Below are 17754 nucleotides of genomic sequence, written 5' to 3' on the forward strand. Positions count from 1 at the left end.
CCGCGCCGGCCGTGGCCGTGCCGGCCGGCGGCGTCACGCCCGGGCTGTGGCCGGAGGTCGCCACCGCCGAGACGGAGTCGGACCGGGCGGTGCGGGCCGCGGCGGCGCAGGCGGGCACGGCTCCCGGCGGGGGGGGGGCGCCCCCCCCCCCGCCCCNGGCTCCCGGCGGCGGTGCGCCGCCGCGCACCGGTCCCGGCACCTCCGGCATGGTCGGCGGGATCGCCGCGACCCCGGAGCTGCTCGAGGCCGTCGCGAAGCTGAAACCCGCCACCGAGACGCCGCGGCTCGGCGGGGTCGACCCCACCGCGCCGGACCCGGGCTTCCGGCTCGCCCGCCTGCTCGCGCCCGTCCGGTGGACCCTCGCCCTCGGGATGTCCCTCGTCGCGCTCGACGCGCTGGCCACGCTGGCCTTCCCGTCGGTCGCCCGGTTCGCCGTCGACGGCGGGATCACGGCGGGGTCCACGCGGGTCCTGCTGGTCGCGACCCTGATCGGGATCGGGATCGTGCTGGCCGACGCGCTGGTGGTGGCCGCGCAGACCGTGGTCACCGCGCGCGCCGGGGAGAGCCTGCTCTACCTGCTGCGCACCCGCAGCTACGCCCACCTGCAGCGGCTCGGGCTGGACTACTACGAGCGCGAGCTCTCCGGGCGGATCATGACCCGGATGACCACGGACGTCGACGCCCTGTCGACGTTCCTGCAGACCGGGCTCGCCCAGGCCGTCGTCAGCCTGCTCACCCTGCTCGGCGTCGCCGTCGCGCTGCTGGTCACGGACGCGGAGCTCGCCCTGGTGGCGCTCGCGGTGCTGCCGGTCCTGGCGGTGGCCACCGTGGTGTTCCGGCGGCTGTCCTCGCGGGCGTACGCGGAGGCGCGCGAACGGGTCAGCGTGGTGAACGCGGACATGCAGGAGAACGTCACCGGGGTGCGGGTGGCGCAGGCGTTCGTCCGCGAGGAGCGCAGCGCGGAGGCGTTCGGCGCCCGCAGCGACGCCTACCGGCGCACCCGCATGCGGGCGCAGCGCTACATCGCGACCTACTTCCCGGGCGTCGCCTTCCTGTCGGACGTCGCCCAGGCGGCGGTGCTCGGCGTCGGCGCCGCGCGGGTGGCCGCGGGCGACCTCACGCCCGGCGTGCTCACCGCGTTCCTGCTCTACCTCGGCCTGTTCTTCTCGCCGGTGCAGCAGCTGTCCCAGGTGTTCGACGGCTACCAGCAGGCCCGCATCGGGCTGCTGCGGATCGCGGACCTGCTGCGCACCCCGACCTCGGTGCCGGCCGCGCCGGAGTCCGCGGCGGCCGCGGTCCCGGAGCGGCTGCGCGGCGAGGTGGAGCTGCGCGGGATCACCTTCCGCTACCCGGGCGTGGAGCAGCCGGCGCTCGCCGACGTGGACCTGCGCGTGCGCCCCGGCGAGACGGTCGCGCTGGTCGGGGCCACGGGCGCGGGCAAGTCCACGATGGTGAAGCTGCTCGCCCGGTTCTACGACGTCGGCGAGGGCGAGCTGCTGGTCGACGGCGTCGACGTGCGGCGCTACCCGCTCGAGGGCTACCGCCGCCGGCTCGGGTTCGTGCCGCAGGAGCCGCACCTGTTCACCGGGGACGTCGCGGCCAACATCGCCTACGGCCGCCCCGACGCGACGCAGGCGGAGACCGAGGCTGCGGCGCGGGCCGTCGGGGCGCTGGAGATGATCCGGGCCCTGCCCGGCGGCTTCCGGACCCCGGTGGGCGAGCGCGGGCAGGGGCTGTCCGCGGGGCAGCGCCAGCTCGTCGCGCTCGCCCGCGCCGAGCTCGTCGACCCGGACCTGCTGATCTTCGACGAGGCCACCGCGGCGCTCGACCCGGCCACCGAGGCTGCCGTGCTCGCGGCGGGCGACCGGCTGACCGCGCGCCGCACCGCGTTCGTCGTGGCGCACCGGCTGGCCACCGCGGCGGCGTCGGACCGGATCGTCGTGCTGCACGGCGGCCGGATCGTCGAGGAGGGGCCGCACGCCGAGCTGCTCGCGGCCGACGGTCGGTACGCCGCGCTGTGGCGCGCGGGGGAGCTGGAGCCCGCGGCCGACGCGGAGATCGAGGACCTCTCGGCCGCCCGCTCGGCCTGACGCGCTCTGCCGGACCGCCCGCTCGCCCGAACGCGCCCCTCGACCGGGGTGCCCGGGCGCGGGCGCGTCGGGCGTAACGGGCGGCCCCTCGCCGTCCGATTCCCACTGTGGGTGAGCCCTGCTACGCCGTCCGTACGCATTCCCCTCGTTTCTTGCCCGAAATCGGGCAGGAATTTGGAGTTCCGGGGTCGATCGGGCACAGTTCCGTCCGTGCACGCCGCCCCGGACCGCTCGACGCACCCCGATGCGTACGCCGGCCCGCACCCGGACCTGGTGGCCCACCTGGTCCGCAGCACCGCGCTCGACCCGGGCGAGGCCGCCCGCGTCGTCGACGAGGTGCTCGCCTACTTCGCGGAGCCGACCGAGGACTTCGTGCGGCGGCGGCACGCCGAGCTCCGCACCCGCGGGCTCCGCAACGACCGGATCTTCACCGTGATCCGGGACGAGCTCGACGCGCGACGCGTGGCGCCCCCGCCGCTGTCCGCGCGTCAGCTCCGGCGGCTGGTGTACGGCTGAGCGGAGCTCGCGGAGCGAGCACCAGCACCGAGCAGCGCCGGCGAGAAGCGAGGAGGAACACCGATGTGCGGCATCGTGGGGTACGTGGGCGCGCAGGACGCCGCCCCCATCCTGATCGAGGGCCTCAACCGGCTCGAGTACCGCGGCTACGACTCGGCCGGCATCGCCGTGATCCAGCGCGGCCAGCTGAAGGTGCGCAAGGTCAGCGGCCGGGTCGCCGACCTGCAGGCGGAGCTGCCCGCGCGGTTCAAGGGCGCCCCGGGCATCGGGCACACCCGCTGGGCCACGCACGGTGAGCCCTCCGTCGTGAACGCGCACCCGCACGTCGACACCGCGAACCGGATCGCCGTGGTGCACAACGGGATCATCGAGAACGCCGAGGAGCTGCGCGCGAAGCTGCAGGCCGACGGCGTCGAGTTCGTCTCGCAGACGGACACCGAGACCGTCGCGCACCTCGTCGCCGCGGCCTTCGCGACCGGCGGGGCGGAGGACCTCGAGCAGGCCGTCTGCATCGCGCTGCGCCAGGCCGTCGGCGCGTACGGGATCGCCGTCGTGGACACCGAGCACCCCGACCGGATCGTCGTCGCCCGCAACGGCTCGCCGGTGCTGCTCGGCATCGGCGAGAAGGAGATGTTCGTCGCGAGCGACGTCGCGGCGCTGGTCGGGCACACCCGCCAGGTCGTCTACCTCGACGACGGCGAGCTCGCCACCATCACCGCCGGCGGCTACCGGACCTTCACCCTCGACGCCCGCTCCACCGCCAAGACCCCGTCGGAGGTGGACTGGGACGTCGTCGGCGCCGAGATCGGCGACCACGCGCACTTCCTGGTCAAGGAGATCGGCGAGCAGCCGCGCTCGATCGAGCGGGCGATCCGCGGGCGCATCGACGAGCGCTTCAACACCGCGCACCTCGGCGGGCTCAACCTGACCGTGCGCGAGGCGCGCGAGTTCCGCCGCGTCAAGATCCTCGGCTGCGGCTCCGCCTGCTATGCCGGCGACCTCGGCGCCCAGCTGATCGAGGACCTGGCCCGGATGCCCGCGACGTCGGAGTCGGCGTCGGAGTTCCGGTACCGCAACCCGGTCGTCGAGCCGGACACCCTGTACGTCGCGGTCAGCCAGTCCGGCGAGACCGTCGACACCCTCGCCGCGGTGCAGGAGCTGCAGCGCAAGGGCGGCCGGGTGATCGGCATCGTCAACGTCGTCGGGTCGACGATCGCGCGCCAGGTCGACGGCGGCATCTACATCCACGCCGGCCCGGAGATGTCGGTCGCGGCGACCAAGTCCTTCACCTCGACGGTCGTGGCGTTCGCGCTGCTCGCCGTGCACCTGGGCCGCATGCGCGACCTCGCGCCGACCGAGGGCCGCCGGATCCTCGACGGCCTCGTCGCCCTGCCCGGCCAGATCGAGGAGATCCTCGACACCGAGAAGCGCACCGGCACGATCGAGGCGGTCGCCCGTGAGGTCGCGCAGCACCACAGCGTGCTGTTCATCGGCCGCCGGCGCGGCTGGCCGGTGGCCAAGGAGGGCGCGCAGAAGCTCAAGGAGGTCTCCTACGTCCACGCGGAGGCCTACGCCAGCGCCGAGCTCAAGCACGGCCCGCTCGCCCTGGTCAGCCCGGAGCTGCCCACCGTCGCCTGCGTGCCGGACGACGACCTGTACGAGAAGAACGTCTCGACGCTCGCCGAGATCCGTGCCCGCAAGGGGCCGGTGATCGCGCTGGCGCACCGCGAGCTCCCCGCCGATCTCGCGGACCGCACCGTCGTGCTACCGCGCAGCGAGCCCGAGCTCGACTCGATCCTGATGTCGGTTCCGCTCCAGCTCCTCGCCTACCACGCCGCGGTGGCGCTGGAGCGCGACGTCGACCGCCCGCGCAACCTCGCGAAGTCCGTGACGGTGGAGTAGCAGCTGTCCCTCGCACTGCTGTCCGGCGAGCTCGTGATCACCGCTCGCGACCGATTGCCGACGATTGTGACGGCGGGCCGGTCGCAAGCAGTGATCATGCGCGTCGGCCGCGCGAGGCTCAGGAGGCGGTGCCGCGCTCCAGGCGGGTCAGGCGCGCGCGGATGTCCTCGAGGATCGTCCGCACCGGCGCGGACAGTCCCGACGCCGCCTGCTGGCTCCGTGTGAACGCCACGCCCGCGACCGCGGAGCCCACCGCGAGGCGGAGCTTCTCGAGATCGGCACCCGTGGACAGCAGTGCCCGGACGACGGCGTCGTCCTCCGGCCCGGCGGCCAGCCCGAGCAGCAGGTGCTCGCAGCCGATGTAGTTGTGCTCCAGCCGCAGCGCCTCGGTCGTGGCCCGTTCGAGCGCGGCCGCCAGGTCGGTGCCCTCGCCGAGCCCGCGGGCCTCGGCGAGCACGTCCGGCGGCTCGACGTCGAGGGTCGCCAGCACCGTCAGCGCGAGGTTCCCGCCCTCCTCGACGACCGCCGCGAGCAGGTCGACCGTGCTCGGCCGGTCCTCCTGCAGCGCGGCCCGCACCGCGGTCCGCGCCCGTGCGGTGAACCTGTTCCAGCCCGGCGTTCCGGTCATGTCCGCTCCTCCGGCAGGGGGAGCGCCACCGGCCGCCGCGACCGCCTCCGCCAGGGCCTGCTGGCACACCGACGACACCGGGATGCCGGCCTCCTTCACGGCGGCGGCCAGGTCGTCGGGCAGATAGACGTTGATCTTCGGCACGGGGTGCTCCCTGGGTGGGGTTATAACCCCACTTATAACCCCCGCCTGTGGAGGAGGGCGAGATCGAGGCGAGACTGATGATCGTCGTTCGTGACCGAACCCCGCCACATCCGGCAACCAGCGGTCCACGGTGGCGATCATGGTCGGCAGGTGCGCCGCCGCACGCCGGCTCGCGGTCGAGCCCGCCCGCCGCGCGACGGCCTCAGGCCACCCGCCCCGGTCCCGCGAGCCAGGGCGTCGTCGGGCCGGAGAGGGCGATGCTCATCGGGAGGTGCGGGTGGCCGACGTACGTCTCGGCCGGCCCGTCGGTGGTCCAGCCGAGCCGGTGGAAGAAGCGCTCGTTGGGCAGTTGGACGTGGGCGCGCATCAGGACCCCGTCGCGCGCCGCGGCGGTCTCGACGGCGAAGCGGACGAGCGGGCCGCCGATCGCGGCGGAGCGGAACTCGGGGAGGACGGCGAGGCGGTCGCCGATCCACTCGCCGGGGCGGCCGGTCGGGTAGAGGCGGACCGTGCCGGCCGGGCGGCCGAGGTGGGTGGCCAGGACGTGGACGACCCCGGTGTCACGGGGGCCACCGGCGTCGCGCGGATCGAGGTCGGAGTCGGCGAACACGCCCTGCTCCTCCACGAACACCGCGTGCCGGATCGCGTGGTGCGCGGCCCGCGCCGCCGGGTCCGCGGCCGGTCGGCACACGACGGGATCGACGCCGACCAGCACGTTGACCGGCCGCACGGGCCGGATCCGGGCCGGCCGCGCCACACGACCCGACGTCGGGCCGGACGGGCCCGCGACCCGCACGGGCAGCACCGCCGTCACGCGCCCGGGCGCTTCCCGATCTGCAGCAGCGGCGCACCGGCGCCGGCCCCGCCGGAGCCGCACGGCGTCGCCCCGCCCGACTGCTGGACCAGGTTGAGCGAGGAGCAGGCCTGGCAGCGCGCGCACCCGGCCACGGCGGTGTCGGCACCCAGCCCGCGTTCGGCGAGGAACCCGGCGACCTTGCGGTAGATCGGCTCGGTGTACTCGCGGGCCGGCGCCGGCACGTCCGCCATGAGCGAGCCCGCGACCGGCCGCAGCGGCACGACGAAGGGGTAGACGCCGATGTCGACCGCGCGCCGGCACATCTCCACGGTCAGGTCCGGGTCCTCGCCCATGCCGAGGATCACGTAGGTGGACACCCGGCCCTCGCCGAACAGCTGCACCGCCCGCTCCCAGGTGCGGAAGTAGGTGTCGACGCCGGTGCGGAACTTGCCGGGCGCCACGCGGGCCAGCACGGCCGGGTCGAACGACTCGACGTGGATGCCGACCGAGTCGACTCCCGTGTCGTGCACCTCGTGCAGCACGTCGAGCGAGCGTGGTGGCTCGAACTGCACCTCCACGGGCAGGCCCGCGGCCTCCTTCACCGCCTGCCCGCAGCGCGCGACGTACAGCGCACCGCGGTCGGGCGCGACCGACGAGCCGGTGGTCAGCGTGGCGTCGACGGCGCCGTCGAGGTCCCGGGCGGCGACGGCGACCTCGGCCAGCATCTCGGGTGTCTTCTTCGCGATCGTCGCGCCGGCCGCGAGCGACACGCCGATGCCGCAGAACCCGCACTGGTCGGAGTTGCCCCAGTAGTTGCACGCCTGCACCACGGTCGACGCGAGCGAGTCGAGGTGCAGCAGCGCGATCCGGTGGTACGGGATCCCGTCGGCGGTCTCGAGGTCGTAGAAGCGCGGGCGCCGTGTCCCGGAGGCCGACGCGACCTTCACGCCGTCCCGGTAGATCCCCTGACCCTCGTCCTCGGCGCGCAGGGAGTAGGGGGAGGTGGTGCTCGGCGGGACGGTGACGGGGACGCCCTCGATCCACAGCATCCCGGAGTCCGACGGGCCGGCGCCGCCCCTGCGGGAGGTCTCCAGCTCGGTCTCGACCCGCAGCCCGACACTCTGCAGCTCCATGATCAGCGCGGCCGTGTCGCCCGTGGGGGCCTCGACGACCTCGCCGGGGCTGCGCTCGTCGGTCACGGTCATGCGTGAGCTCCTCCACTATCGGACACGGTCGTCTCCCATCAGAGAATCCACTATGGTGGACGCGTGCGCAACATCGTCAACGCGAGTGGGTCCGGGGTCACGCGGGTCGCCCTGCTGACCCACTCGACGTCGCCGCGCGGCGGGCACGTCCACACGCTGGGGCTGGGGGAGGCGCTGCACCGCAGCGGCCTGCCGGTGCACCTGTTCGCGCTCGGCGACCCGACGAAGGGGCTCTACCGGTCCGTCGACCTGCCGCACGCGATCGTGCCGGGGCCACGGCGCGAGGGGACCACGCTCACCGAGCGGACCCTCGACGGCATCGAGCGGCTGGCGGCCGCGCTGGCCGCGCGCATCGGGGAGTTCGACCTCCTGCACGCGCAGGACTGCATCGCCGCCCGCGCCGCCCTCGAGGCGCGCGCCCGCACCGGCGCCCCCGTGGCCGTACTGCGCACCGCCCACCACGTCGACGACTTCACCACCCCGGTCCTCGTGGAGTGCCAGCGGCGCGCGATCACCGAACCGGACCGGGTGCTCGTGGTGTCGGAGCAGTGGCGCGCCCTCCTCGCCCGGGACTTCGGGGTCGCCACGACGGCCGTGCCCAACGGCGTGGACCGGCGCCGGTTCGCGGACCCGGCGCCCGTGCCGCGGCGGACCGACGGGCGTCCCCTCCTGCTCGCGGTGGGTGGGATCGAGCCGCGCAAGGGCACGGTGCACGCCTTCCGCGCGCTCGGCAGGCTGCGCCGCGAGGGGCTCGACCCGGTGCTGGCCGTCGTCGGCGGGCACTCGTTCCAGGACTTCGCGCCGTACCGCGAGGCCGCGCTCGCGGAGCTGCCGGAGCTGGGGCTGGAGCTCGGCCGGGACGTGGTCGAGCTCGGCACGCTCACGGACGCCGAGTTGGCCGGGTGGTACGCCGCCGCCGCGGACGGCGGAGCACTCTGCTACCCGTCGACCGCCGAGGGCTTCGGGCTCGTCGCGATCGAGGCGATGGCGCTCGGGCTGCCGGTCGTCGCGAGCGATCTGCCCGTCTTCCGCGAACACCTCACGGACGGGGTCGACGCGCTCCTGCCGGCCGTCGGCGACGAGGAGGCCCTGGCCGGCGCGTTGCGACGGGTGATCACGGAGCCGGACCTGCGGACGTCACTCGCCGCGGAAGGTCGGCGCACGGCGGGGCGGTTCACCTGGGAGCGCTCGGCGGAGGTCCACGCCGGGATCTACGCGGAGCTCACCCGCACGAACGGCGCCCTCGCGCACACCTGCTGAGCGGACGCGCCGCTCGCTCGGTCGGCGCTACTCCGCCAGCAGGCGCGCGGCCCGGGACTCGGCGACCGCACGCCGCGGGTCCCCGGCGGGCAGCATGTCGACGAGCAGCTCGTGCGCCTCGAGGTCGTCCCGGCCCAGGCGGTGCGTGGCGTAGGCGTGGACGAGCTCGACGTCGTCCGACTCCAGGACGGCCCGGCGCAGCCCGACCTCCAGCTCGTCCCGGGCCCCGCGGACCTCCGGCGCGTCGGACCGGGGGAGCAGCGGTCCCGCGCAGGCCCGCAGCGCGTCGCCGATCCGGCCGTCGCGCAGCGCCCGGCGGACCGTGCCGAAGTCCGTGTCGACCACCGCGTCGAGCCGGTACGGGCGGGTCTTGAGCACGTCCGTGCCGATCAGCGCCCGCAGCCGGTGGATCTCGCCGCGGACGGTGGTCTGGTTGCCGTCCTCGCCGTAGAGGAGGAAGGCGAGCCGCTCGGCGGTGAGACCCTCGGGATGCAGCGCGAGCGCGGTGAGGATCTCGGCCGGGCGCAGGGTGAGCGCGTGGCTCTCGCCGTCGAGCACCACGGTGGGGCTGCCGTCGCCGAGGAACCGCAACGACAGCGCGTGCCGGGGCGCCTCGACGGTGGTGGCGCGGCCGCGGCGCCGGGCAGCGCGCAGCAGGTAACCCTCGGCCAGCGGCTCGACGTGCATCTCCCGCCCGTCGGCCAGCCGGACCCGGTCGGCCCCGGCGGCGATCTGCTCCAGGTCCACGCGCTCGGGCCACTCGCCGAACGGCTCGCCGGCGATGATCCGGCCGGTGGGCGTGACCAGGGCCCCGGGGGTGCCGCGCAGGCTCAGCAGGTGCGGCTGGTTGCGCGCCCGGAGCCGCTCGTCCGCGATCGCCAGCTGCATCCGCATCTGGTTCTCGGCGAGCTGTGCGGTGGCCCCGACCAGCGCGAGCATGGCGGGGTGGATCGTGCGCCGCGGGCCGGTGATGTCGATGGCCCCGACGATCCGGCCGGTGTCCGGGTCCCGGACGGGCGCGGCCACGCACGTCCACGCGTGCACGGCCCGCACGAGGTGCTCGGTGGAGTGGATCTGCACGGGCTGGCCGACGGCGAGGGTCGTGCCCATCGCGTTGGTCCCGATGGCCTCCTCCGACCAGCAGGAACCCTCCACCAGGCCCACCCGGTCCGCGGGCCGCAGGACCGCGTTGGCGCCCTCGCGCCACAGCACGATGCCCTGCTCGTCCGTGACCACGACGACGTGCATCGCCTCCTCGGCGATGCTGACGAGGTTGCTGCGCAGCAGCGGCATGACGTTGTGCAGCGGGTGCGCGGCCAGCCGGGCGGCGCTCTCGGACGGGTCGAACCGGAACGGGGGCAGCGCCGTGGCGGGGTCGATCGCGGCGGCGAGGCTGCGCTCCCACGACTCGGAGACCAGCCGGCGGACGGTCGCGTCCCCCGTGTCGTCGAGCACCGCCTCGAACAGCTCGTCGATGGCGTGGGCGGGGCGCGACGGGGAGGCGGACAGACCGGACCCAGGCTCGCGCTCGACCACCCCGTCGACTGGCATCGGCTCCCCGACTGTCCGCGTGCTTCCGGCACCCATCATCGTTCACCCCCACCCGGATCAGCAAGGCGAGGTTGCGCCTGTCCGAGCGGGCAGCGTGAGCGTGCAACGAACGGGCAACGTGACTCACCTTACCGTCGCCGCGACAACGACCCGTCGACGTTCGAAAGGCTCAGCGATGACCGCAGAACTCGCCGATATCAGGGTCCTCGACGCGCGCCCGGCCCAGCCCACGCGCATCCCCACGGTCGCCGGGGCCTCGGACACCGGCCGCGGGGACTCCCCGTTCGCCACCGTCCGCACCGGCCGGATCCTGGTCGTCGACGGCGAGGGCATCGTCCGCCTCGGCCTGCGCCAGCTGTTCGCCGCCGAGCCCGACCTGCGCATCGTCGGCGAGGCCGCCACCCCGCGCGACGCGCTCGTCGCGGCGGACCGGCTGCGCCCGGACGTCGTGCTCCTCGACGTGGACCTCGGCCGCGGGGACTCGGCCGGCATCGACGTGGCCCGTGCGCTGCTGCAGCGCCACCGGGGCACCCGGATCCTCGTGCTGACGGCCTGCCGCGACCGCGAGACGATGCTCCGCACCGTCCGCCTCGGGGTGCACGGCTACCTGCGCAAGGGCGCCGACACCGCGGACATCGTGGCCGCCGTCCGCACCCTGCTGCGCGGCGACGCGGTGTTCGACTCGCGGATCACCACGATGATGATGGACGCGCTGCGCGACCCGCGGGAGCCCGCGGCGCCGTCCGCCCCGCGCGGCCCGCTGCTCACCGAGCGCGAGAACCAGGTGCTCAAGCTGCTGGCCACGGGCATGTCCAACCGGGAGATCGCCACCGAGCTGGTGATCAGCGAGGCGACCGTGAAGTTCCACGTCCGGAACCTGCGGGACAAGCTCGACGTCCGCCGCCGCACGGAGATCGTCTACACCGCGACCCGTCAGGGGATCGTCTAGGACCCACGCGGCCGGCGTGCCGACGGGCCGCCGGCCGCGTGACGCACGTGCGCGGCCGGGCCGCACTCCGGATCCGTGACGCCCGAGCTCGTGCCTCGTGAGCGCATCGTGGTTCCCTGACGCGCGCAGGAGGGCTCGAACGCGGCGTCGGGGATCCGTGGTGCGTCAGGTGAGCGCGTCGACCGCGGCCTGCGCCACCTGGGTGTCCTGGTCCACCGATCCCGCGCTCACCCCGACCGCGCCGACCAGCTCGCCGTTGCGGTGCACCGGGAGGCCGCCGCCGAAGGCGACCATGCCGCCGGAGAGCTGCTCGAGGCCGTAGAGCTCCTGGCCGGGCTGCACGAGCGGGAGGAGGTCGCCCGTGGGCAGGTTCATCAGGATCGACGTGCGCGCCTTGCGCTGGGAGATGTCGATGCTCGCCCGGATCGCGCCGTCCTGGCGGGCGAAGGCCAGCAGGTGGCCGCCCGCGTCGACGACGGCGATGTTCATCGGCTGGCCGATCTCGTCGGCCTTCGCCAGGCCGGCCTCGATCGCCTTCTGCGCCTCGGCGTAGGTCAGGCCACCACTCATCGTCGGGTCCTCTCTCGCGCTCTCGTACCGCGGCCCCGCCGCTCCGGCGGGGCCCCTCCAGCCAACCGGACGGGCGCCGCCGCCGACAGCTCCGCCTTGGGTCAGGTTCCCCCTCGCCGCGCGGTGAGGAGGAACCCCCGCTGAGGGTGAGACTTCGTCGGCCGTTGCGCCTCAACCTCTTCCGTCACCCGGCCAGCACTGTGGACCGTATCGCCGGGCCGCGCAGGGCGGCCGGGACAGGGAGGTCCGCATGACAGCGGGATCGATCATCTTGTGGGAGGGCCTGGGCACGGCGGTGCTCATCCTCCTGGGTGTCGGCGTGGTGGCCAACGTGGTGCTGCGCCCGACGCTCGGCACGGGCGGCGGTTGGCTGATGATCACCTTCGGCTGGGGCTTCGCCGTCTTCGCGGGCGCGAGCATCGCCGAGCCCTCCGGGGCGCACCTGAACCCGGCGGTGACGATCGGCCTCGCGGTGGCCGGCTCGACGCCGTGGTCGATGGTCCCCTTCTACCTGGTCGGGCAGCTCGTGGGCGCGTTCGTCGGCGCCTGCGTCGGCTGGCTCGCCTACAAGGCGAACTTCGACAAGAACGTCGAGGAGGACGCCGAGGGCAACCGCGACACCCGAGGGATCTTCTGCACCGGCCCCGTCGTCGCGCGGTCCGGCTGGAACGTCGTCACCGAGGTCGTCGCGACCTTTGTGCTCGTCTTCTGGATCCTCAGCAACCCGGCGGCCCAGGCGCCCGACGGCGCGGGGGTGCCCCAGTTCGGCAACGGCGCGCTGGGGTACGCGGCGGTCGCCTTCGTCGTCATCGGCATCGGCTGTTCGCTCGGCGGGCCCACGGGCTACGCGATCAACCCGGCCCGCGACCTGGGCCCCCGGCTGGCCTACGCCCTGCTGCCGATCAGGGGCAAGGGCAGCGCCGAGTGGGGCTACGCCTGGGTGCCGATCGTCGGCCCGCTCCTCGGCGCGGTGCTCGCGGGCCTGCTCAGCGCGGGTGTCTCGTGACCTCACCGGCAGGAGAGGCGCCGTTCGGGTGCCCGGTGCGCGGAGGGGTTCCCGCTACCTGCGCACCTGCGCAACGGTGGGTGGGCGGCGCGGGTGCCGCGGTCGGTCGACCGTGCCCCGCGGCCCGCGTCCCGGCGAACGACGAGAGGTGATGCGCGTGTCCGCTCCAGCTACCGGGTCCGGCCCCGACCTCGGGGCCGCCGACTACCCGCTCTCGGTCAACCGTCAGGACCTGCTGCGCACCCCGACCGGCAAGCCGATCTCCGCGCTGACGATGAACGCCGTCGTCGCCGGCGAGATCGTCGCCGACGACCTGCGGATCGCCCCCGAGACGCTCCAGCTGCAGGCCACCCTCGCCGAGTCGGTGCACCGCCGGCAGCTCGCCGCGAACTTCCGGCGCGCGGCCGAGCTCACCGCGGTACCCGACGCCGAGGTCCTGGCGATGTACAACGCGCTGCGCCCGCGCGCCTCGAGCAAGGCGCAGCTGCTGCAGATCGCCGAGAACCTGGAGAGCAAGTACCAGGCCACCGTGTGCGGTGCCCTGGTCCGTGAGGCCGCCGAGGTCTACGAGCGCCGCGACCTGCTGGCCCGCGAGGAGGAGGACTGATGACGACGACGGAGAACCGCCGGTCCAAGCGGACCGAGGTTCTGGAGGACCGGCCCGTCAACCTCGACGGGTTCGTGGAGGAGTGGCCCGAGAAGGGCCTCGTCGCCATGGAGTCGGACTTCGACCCGGCGCCGAGCGTGCGGGTCGAGGACGGGCGGATCGTCGAGCTCGACGGGCGCGCCCGCGCCGACTTCGACTTCATGGACACCTTCATCGCCGACCACGCGATCGACGTGGAGACGGCGGAGGAGGTCAACGCGATCCCGTCCGTCGAGATCGCGCGGGCGCTCGTCGACCCGCGGGCCTCGCGGGACGAGCTGACCCGGATCGGGCGCGGGCTCACCCCGGCGAAGATCCTCGACGTCGTCAAGCTGATGAACGTCGTCGAGATCATGATGGCGATGCAGAAGATGCGGGCCCGCCGCACGCCCGCCAACCAGGCGCACTCCACGAGCGCCAAGGACAACCCGATCCAGGTCGCGGCCGACGCGGCCGAGGGCGCGCTGCGCGGGTTCGCCGAGCTGGAGACCACCCTCGGCGTGGTCCGCTACGCCCCGCTCGTGGCGATCGCGCTGCAGGTCGGTGGCCAGGTCGGCCGGGGCGGCGTGCTCACCCAGTGCGCCCTGGAGGAGGCCACCGAGCTCGAGCTCGGCATGCGCGGCATCACCGCCTACGCCGAGACGATCTCGGTCTACGGCACCGAGTCCGTGTTCGTCGACGGCGACGACACCCCCTGGTCCAAGGCCTTCCTGGCCAGCGCGTACGCCTCGCGCGGGATCAAGATGCGGTTCACCTCGGGCACCGGCTCGGAGGTGCAGATGGGCAACGCCGAGGGGCGGTCCATGCTGTACCTGGAGATCCGGTGCATCCTCATGGCCAAGGGCGCCGGCGTGCAGGGCCTGCAGAACGGCTCCATCTCCTGCATCGGCGTCCCCGGTGCGGTCCCCGGCGGGATCCGCGCGGTGGCCGCCGAGAACCTGGTGGCCAGCTGGATGGACCTGGAGTGCGCCTCCGGCAACGACCAGTCCTTCTCGCACTCGGCCATGCGGCGCACCGCGCGCCTGCTGCCGCAGATGCTGCCGGGCACGGACTTCGTGTGCTCGGGCTACTCGGCGGTCCCCAACGCGGACAACATGTTCGCGGGCTCGAACCTCGACACCGAGGACTTCGACGACTGGAACACAATCCAGCGCGACCTGCAGGTCGACGGCGGTCTGCGGCACGTCCGGGAGCCGGAGATCCTGCAGGTCCGGGAGAAGGCGGCCCGCGCGCTGCAGGCCGTGTTCGCCGAGCTCGACCTGCCGCGGATCACCGACGAGGAGGTCGAGGCGGCCGTCTACGCCAACGGCAGCGGCGACTACCCCGAGCGGGACGTGCTCGAGGACCTCAAGGGCGCGCAGTCGGTCATGGACCGCGGGGTCACCGGCCTCGACCTGGTCAAGGCGCTCGAGCGCAGCGGCTTCCACGACGTGGCCGAGAACCTGCTGACGGTGCTGCGCCAGCGCGTCTCCGGCGACCTGCTGCAGACCTCGGCGATCCTCACCGAGGACTTCGTGCCCCTCTCGGCGATCAACGACGCCAACGACTACGGCGGCCCGGGCTCCGGCTACCGCCTGCAGGGCGAGCGGTGGGAGCAGCTCAAGAAGCTGCGCCACGTGACGAGCGCCGAGAACCCCGAGACGGAGGTGTCGTGATGTCCGCGCCCACCACAGCGTCGACACAGGCCGAGCGCACGCTCACGCTGAACGAGGTCGGTCCGGCCAAGCGGGCGTCCCGGCCCGACGAGGTCGTCGTCGCCGTCTCGCCGGCCTTCTCCGACCCGTTCACCAAGACCATCGTCGACGTCCCGCACGCCGAGGTGATCCGGCAGATCCTGGCCGGCATCGAGGAGCAGGGCGTGCACGCGCGGGTGATCAAGGTGTGGGACACCGCGGACCTCGCGGCCGTCGCGCACACCGGGGCGCGGCTGTCCGGCTCCGGCATCTCGATCGGCCTGCTCTCCCGGGGCACGGCGATGATCCACCAGCGGGACCTGCCGCGGCTGTCGAACCTGGAGCTGTTCCCGCAGTCGCCGCTGCTCGACGCGGAGGTGTTCCGCCGGATCGGGTCCAACGCGGCCCAGTACGCCAAGGGCGAGTCCCCGGCGCCGGTGCCCACCCGCAACGACCAGATGGCCCGGCCCCGGTGGCAGGCCAAGGCCGCGCTGCTGCACCTCAAGGAGTACGAGTGCATCGTGGCGGGACGCAAGCCGGTGGAGGTCGAGCCGGTGATCTCACGCCGGTGAGCTCGCGAGCCGGCCGGACGGCGCCGGGCACGAAGCTCGTCGTCGGCGTCGACATCGGCAACTCGACGACGGAGGCGTGCGTGGCCGCCGTGTCCGGGGGCTCCGTGGAGTACCTGGGCACGGCCCTCACGCACACCACCGGGGTCAAGGGCACGCCGGACAACACCGACGGCGCGGTGTCGGCGGTCCGGCGCGCACTCGACCGGGCCGGCCGCACCGAGTCCGAGGTCGCGACCGTCCTGCTCAACGAGGCCACGCCCGTCATCTCCGGGCTGGCCATGGAGACGATCTCCGAGACGATCATCACCGAGTCGACGATGATCGGGCACAACCCCGCCACACCGGGCGGGGAGGGGCTCGGGGTCGGCACCACGGTGGCGATCGACGCGCTGTCCGGCGCGTCCGGCCCGACGATCGCGGTCGTCGGGCCGGGCTGGGACTTCGACGACGTCGCGACGGAGCTCGACGCGGCCACGGACCGCGGCCTGGAGATCGTGGCCGCGGTCCTGGCGCACGACGACGCCGTGCTGGTCGTCAACCGGCTGCGCGCGCCGATCCCGGTCGTCGACGAGGTCGGCGCGGTGGAGAAGGTGCCGCTCGGGATGCGGGCGGCGGTGGAGGTCGCGCCGCCCGGCCGCACCATCCGCACGCTCTCGGACTCCTACGGTCTGGCGTCGGTGTTCGAGCTCGACCCCGACCAGACCAAGCAGGTCTCGCCGGTGGCGCGGGCGCTGACCGGGAACCGGTCCGCCGTCGTCGTCCGGACCCCCAGCGGTGACGTGACCGACCGGCGGATCCCGGTCGGCACGCTCACCCTCACCGGGGCGGGCAAGACCCTGCAGATCGACGTCGACGCCGGCGCCGAGGCGATCATGGAGGTGCTCGGCCGGGTGCAGCCGCTCGACGACGCGACCGGCGAGGCCGGCACGCACGTCGGAGGGATGCTCGCGCAGGTCCGCGACACCATGACGGACGTGACCGGGCAGCCGGCGGCCGAGATCCGGATCCGGGACGTGCTCGCCGTCGACACCTTCGTGCCCAAGGAGGTCCGGGGCGGGCTGGCCGGCGAGGTGGCGCCGGAGAACGCCGTCGCGCTGGCGGCGATGGTGCGCACCAGCCGCAGCCGGATGCAGGTGGTGGCCGACGAGGTCGCCGCCGCGCTGGGCTGCCGGGCCGAGATCGGTGGTGTCGAGGGCGAGATGGCGGTCCGCGGCGCGCTGACCACGCCGGGCACGGCGGTCCCGATCGCGGTGCTCGACCTCGGCGGCGGGTCCACCGACGCGGCGCTGCTCGACCGCGACGGCGTCAGCTCGGCCGTGCACGTCGCCGGGGCGGGGGAGCTGGTCACCAAGCTGATCGGCTCCGAGCTCGCGCTCGACGACCGGGAGCAGGCGGAGGCCGTCAAGCGGTACCCGCTGGCGAAGGTGGAGAGCTTCTTCCACGTCCGGCACGAGGACGGGACGGTGCAGTTCTTCGCCGAGCCGCTGCCCTCGCACGTGTTCGCGCGGGTCGTCACGATGACGCCCGAGGGCCCCGCGCCCGTCGCGACCCGGCACTCGGTCGACCACGTGCGGCGCGTGCGCCGGGAGGCCAAGCGGAAGGTGTTCGCGGTCAACGCCGTGCGGGCGCTCAGGCAGGTCGCGCCCGGCGGCAGCCTGCGGATGCTCGACTTCGTGGTGCTGCTCGGCGGCTCGGCGCTGGACTTCGAGATCCCCGACCTCATCGCCGACGCCCTGGCCGGGTACGGCGTGGTCTGCGGGATCGGGAACGTCCACGGGAGCGAGGGGCCGCGCAACGCGGTGGCCTCGGGGCTGGTCGACGCGTACGTGGCGGGGTCGTGACCGAGAAGCCCGCGATCGTCCTGCGGCACGGCGGGTCCCCGGACCCGGCGGTGCTGCGGGAGGTGTGCGCGGGGGCGGAGGAGGAGGGCGTGCCGACCCGGGTGGAGCAGGTCCGCGAGGCGGACGTGCTCGCGCTCGCCCACGCCGCCGCGCTCGACTCCCCGCTGGAGACCGGGATCGGGATCGACGGGGCCGGTGGGGTGGTGGTGCACCACGCGTCGCTGCCGCCGGAGGCCCCGGTGCACCGGGTCGAGGCGGGCTCCCCGCGCCCCGACCTGCGCACCGCGGGCCGCACCGCCGCCCGGATCGTGAAGGTCCTGCCCCTCTCCTAGCCGCCCCCGGCGAGCCACTCGAAGATCGCCGCGTGCGACCGGGAACCGATCGGAATCGTCGGTTCCCGGTCGC

General features: G+C 74.3%; 16 protein-coding genes. 11 read left to right on the forward strand and 5 right to left on the reverse strand.

Annotated elements, in window-relative coordinates; all coding sequences use genetic code 11:
* From ACFQH9_RS15360 to glmS, 3 genes are all read left to right on the forward strand, one after another.
* Positions 1–2090 (forward strand): ABC transporter ATP-binding protein (locus ACFQH9_RS15360; RefSeq protein WP_379566776.1); only part of this gene is annotated, 2090 nt, incomplete at its 5' end.
* A 210-nt stretch (positions 2091–2300) separates the two neighbouring features.
* On the forward strand, positions 2301–2606 hold the full coding sequence (locus ACFQH9_RS15365) for a hypothetical protein (protein WP_379566777.1): 306 nt from the start codon (positions 2301–2303) through the stop codon (positions 2604–2606).
* Between the two features lie 63 nt (positions 2607–2669).
* On the forward strand, positions 2670–4508 hold the full coding sequence (glmS, locus tag ACFQH9_RS15370; protein WP_379566778.1) for a glutamine--fructose-6-phosphate transaminase (isomerizing): 1839 nt from the start codon (positions 2670–2672) through the stop codon (positions 4506–4508).
* 118 nt (positions 4509–4626) lie between these two features.
* On the opposite strand, the gene ACFQH9_RS15375 is transcribed toward glmS, so the two are convergent.
* From ACFQH9_RS15375 to ACFQH9_RS15385, 3 genes are all read right to left on the reverse strand, one after another.
* Positions 4627–5280: a Clp protease N-terminal domain-containing protein gene (locus ACFQH9_RS15375; RefSeq protein ID WP_379566779.1), complete on the reverse strand. Its 654-nt coding sequence runs from the start codon at positions 5278–5280 to the stop codon at positions 4627–4629.
* A 202-nt stretch (positions 5281–5482) separates the two neighbouring features.
* A complete protein-coding gene (locus ACFQH9_RS15380; protein WP_379566780.1) occupies positions 5483–6010 on the reverse strand; it encodes an MSMEG_0567/Sll0786 family nitrogen starvation N-acetyltransferase in 528 nt (175 codons plus the stop codon).
* Positions 6011–6090: 80 nt separating this feature from the next.
* Positions 6091–7281: an MSMEG_0568 family radical SAM protein gene (locus ACFQH9_RS15385; RefSeq protein ID WP_379566781.1), complete on the reverse strand. Its 1191-nt coding sequence runs from the start codon at positions 7279–7281 to the stop codon at positions 6091–6093.
* 63 nt (positions 7282–7344) lie between these two features.
* Between ACFQH9_RS15385 and ACFQH9_RS15390 the strand changes: the two genes are divergently transcribed.
* Positions 7345–8541, forward strand: a complete 1197-nt coding sequence (locus tag ACFQH9_RS15390) for an MSMEG_0565 family glycosyltransferase (RefSeq protein WP_379566782.1) — start codon at positions 7345–7347, stop codon at positions 8539–8541.
* Positions 8542–8568: 27 nt separating this feature from the next.
* Here the strand turns inward: ACFQH9_RS15390 and ACFQH9_RS15395 are convergent, their stop codons facing one another.
* A complete protein-coding gene (locus ACFQH9_RS15395; protein WP_379566783.1) occupies positions 8569–10092 on the reverse strand; it encodes a helix-turn-helix domain-containing protein in 1524 nt (507 codons plus the stop codon).
* Positions 10093–10267: 175 nt separating this feature from the next.
* Here ACFQH9_RS15395 and ACFQH9_RS15400 point away from each other — a divergent pair, with 175 nt between their 5' ends.
* Complete coding sequence (locus ACFQH9_RS15400; RefSeq protein ID WP_379566784.1) at positions 10268–11041, forward strand: LuxR C-terminal-related transcriptional regulator; 774 nt, start codon at positions 10268–10270, stop codon at positions 11039–11041.
* A 165-nt stretch (positions 11042–11206) separates the two neighbouring features.
* Here ACFQH9_RS15400 and ACFQH9_RS15405 read toward each other — a convergent pair whose 3' ends face one another.
* On the reverse strand, positions 11207–11611 hold the full coding sequence (locus ACFQH9_RS15405) for a GlcG/HbpS family heme-binding protein (RefSeq protein ID WP_379566785.1): 405 nt from the start codon (positions 11609–11611) through the stop codon (positions 11207–11209).
* A 250-nt stretch (positions 11612–11861) separates the two neighbouring features.
* On the opposite strand from ACFQH9_RS15405, the gene ACFQH9_RS15410 reads away from it, so the two are divergent.
* The 6 genes from ACFQH9_RS15410 to ACFQH9_RS15435 all read left to right on the forward strand — a co-directional run bounded on the left by ACFQH9_RS15410 (position 11862) and on the right by ACFQH9_RS15435 (position 17681).
* Positions 11862–12617 (forward strand): MIP/aquaporin family protein, encoded by a 756-nt coding sequence (locus ACFQH9_RS15410; protein ID WP_379566786.1) that lies wholly within the window; start codon positions 11862–11864, stop codon positions 12615–12617.
* 157 nt (positions 12618–12774) lie between these two features.
* Positions 12775–13224 (forward strand): diol dehydratase small subunit, encoded by a 450-nt coding sequence (locus ACFQH9_RS15415; protein ID WP_379566787.1) that lies wholly within the window; start codon positions 12775–12777, stop codon positions 13222–13224.
* Complete coding sequence (locus tag ACFQH9_RS15420) at positions 13224–14918, forward strand: propanediol/glycerol family dehydratase large subunit (protein WP_379566788.1); 1695 nt, start codon at positions 13224–13226, stop codon at positions 14916–14918. The genes ACFQH9_RS15415 and ACFQH9_RS15420 overlap by 1 nt, the downstream gene beginning before the upstream one ends.
* Positions 14918–15508 carry a propanediol/glycerol family dehydratase medium subunit gene (locus ACFQH9_RS15425; RefSeq protein ID WP_379566789.1) on the forward strand — a complete coding sequence of 197 codons (591 nt, stop codon included), beginning with the start codon at positions 14918–14920 and terminating at the stop codon, positions 15506–15508. Before ACFQH9_RS15420 ends, ACFQH9_RS15425 begins: the two co-directional genes overlap by 1 nt.
* Complete coding sequence (locus tag ACFQH9_RS15430; protein ID WP_379566790.1) at positions 15505–17349, forward strand: diol dehydratase reactivase subunit alpha; 1845 nt, start codon at positions 15505–15507, stop codon at positions 17347–17349. Before ACFQH9_RS15425 ends, ACFQH9_RS15430 begins: the two co-directional genes overlap by 4 nt.
* Positions 17346–17681 (forward strand): glycerol dehydratase reactivase beta/small subunit family protein, encoded by a 336-nt coding sequence (locus ACFQH9_RS15435; RefSeq protein WP_379566791.1) that lies wholly within the window; start codon positions 17346–17348, stop codon positions 17679–17681. Before ACFQH9_RS15430 ends, ACFQH9_RS15435 begins: the two co-directional genes overlap by 4 nt.
* The last annotated feature ends 73 nt before the right edge of the window (positions 17682–17754 follow it).

It is taken from the genome of Pseudonocardia lutea (assembly GCF_042658055.1).
Lineage (GTDB): Bacteria > Actinomycetota > Actinomycetes > Mycobacteriales > Pseudonocardiaceae > Pseudonocardia > Pseudonocardia lutea.

Excerpts from the sequence above, each read along its gene's own strand:
- ACFQH9_RS15400 (WP_379566784.1), top strand. The coding sequence starts at position 10,268 with ATGACCGCAGAACTCGCCGATATCAGGGTCCTCGACGCGCGCCCGGCC.
- ACFQH9_RS15395 (WP_379566783.1), bottom strand. The coding sequence starts at position 10,092 with ATGCCAGTCGACGGGGTGGTCGAGCGCGAGCCTGGGTCCGGTCTGTCC.
- ACFQH9_RS15385 (WP_379566781.1), bottom strand. The coding sequence starts at position 7,281 with ATGACCGTGACCGACGAGCGCAGCCCCGGCGAGGTCGTCGAGGCCCCC.
- ACFQH9_RS15405 (WP_379566785.1), bottom strand. The coding sequence starts at position 11,611 with ATGAGTGGTGGCCTGACCTACGCCGAGGCGCAGAAGGCGATCGAGGCC.
- glmS (WP_379566778.1), top strand. The coding sequence starts at position 2,670 with ATGTGCGGCATCGTGGGGTACGTGGGCGCGCAGGACGCCGCCCCCATC.
- ACFQH9_RS15410 (WP_379566786.1), top strand. The coding sequence starts at position 11,862 with ATGACAGCGGGATCGATCATCTTGTGGGAGGGCCTGGGCACGGCGGTG.
- ACFQH9_RS15425 (WP_379566789.1), top strand. The coding sequence starts at position 14,918 with ATGTCCGCGCCCACCACAGCGTCGACACAGGCCGAGCGCACGCTCACG.
- ACFQH9_RS15420 (WP_379566788.1), top strand. The coding sequence starts at position 13,224 with ATGACGACGACGGAGAACCGCCGGTCCAAGCGGACCGAGGTTCTGGAG.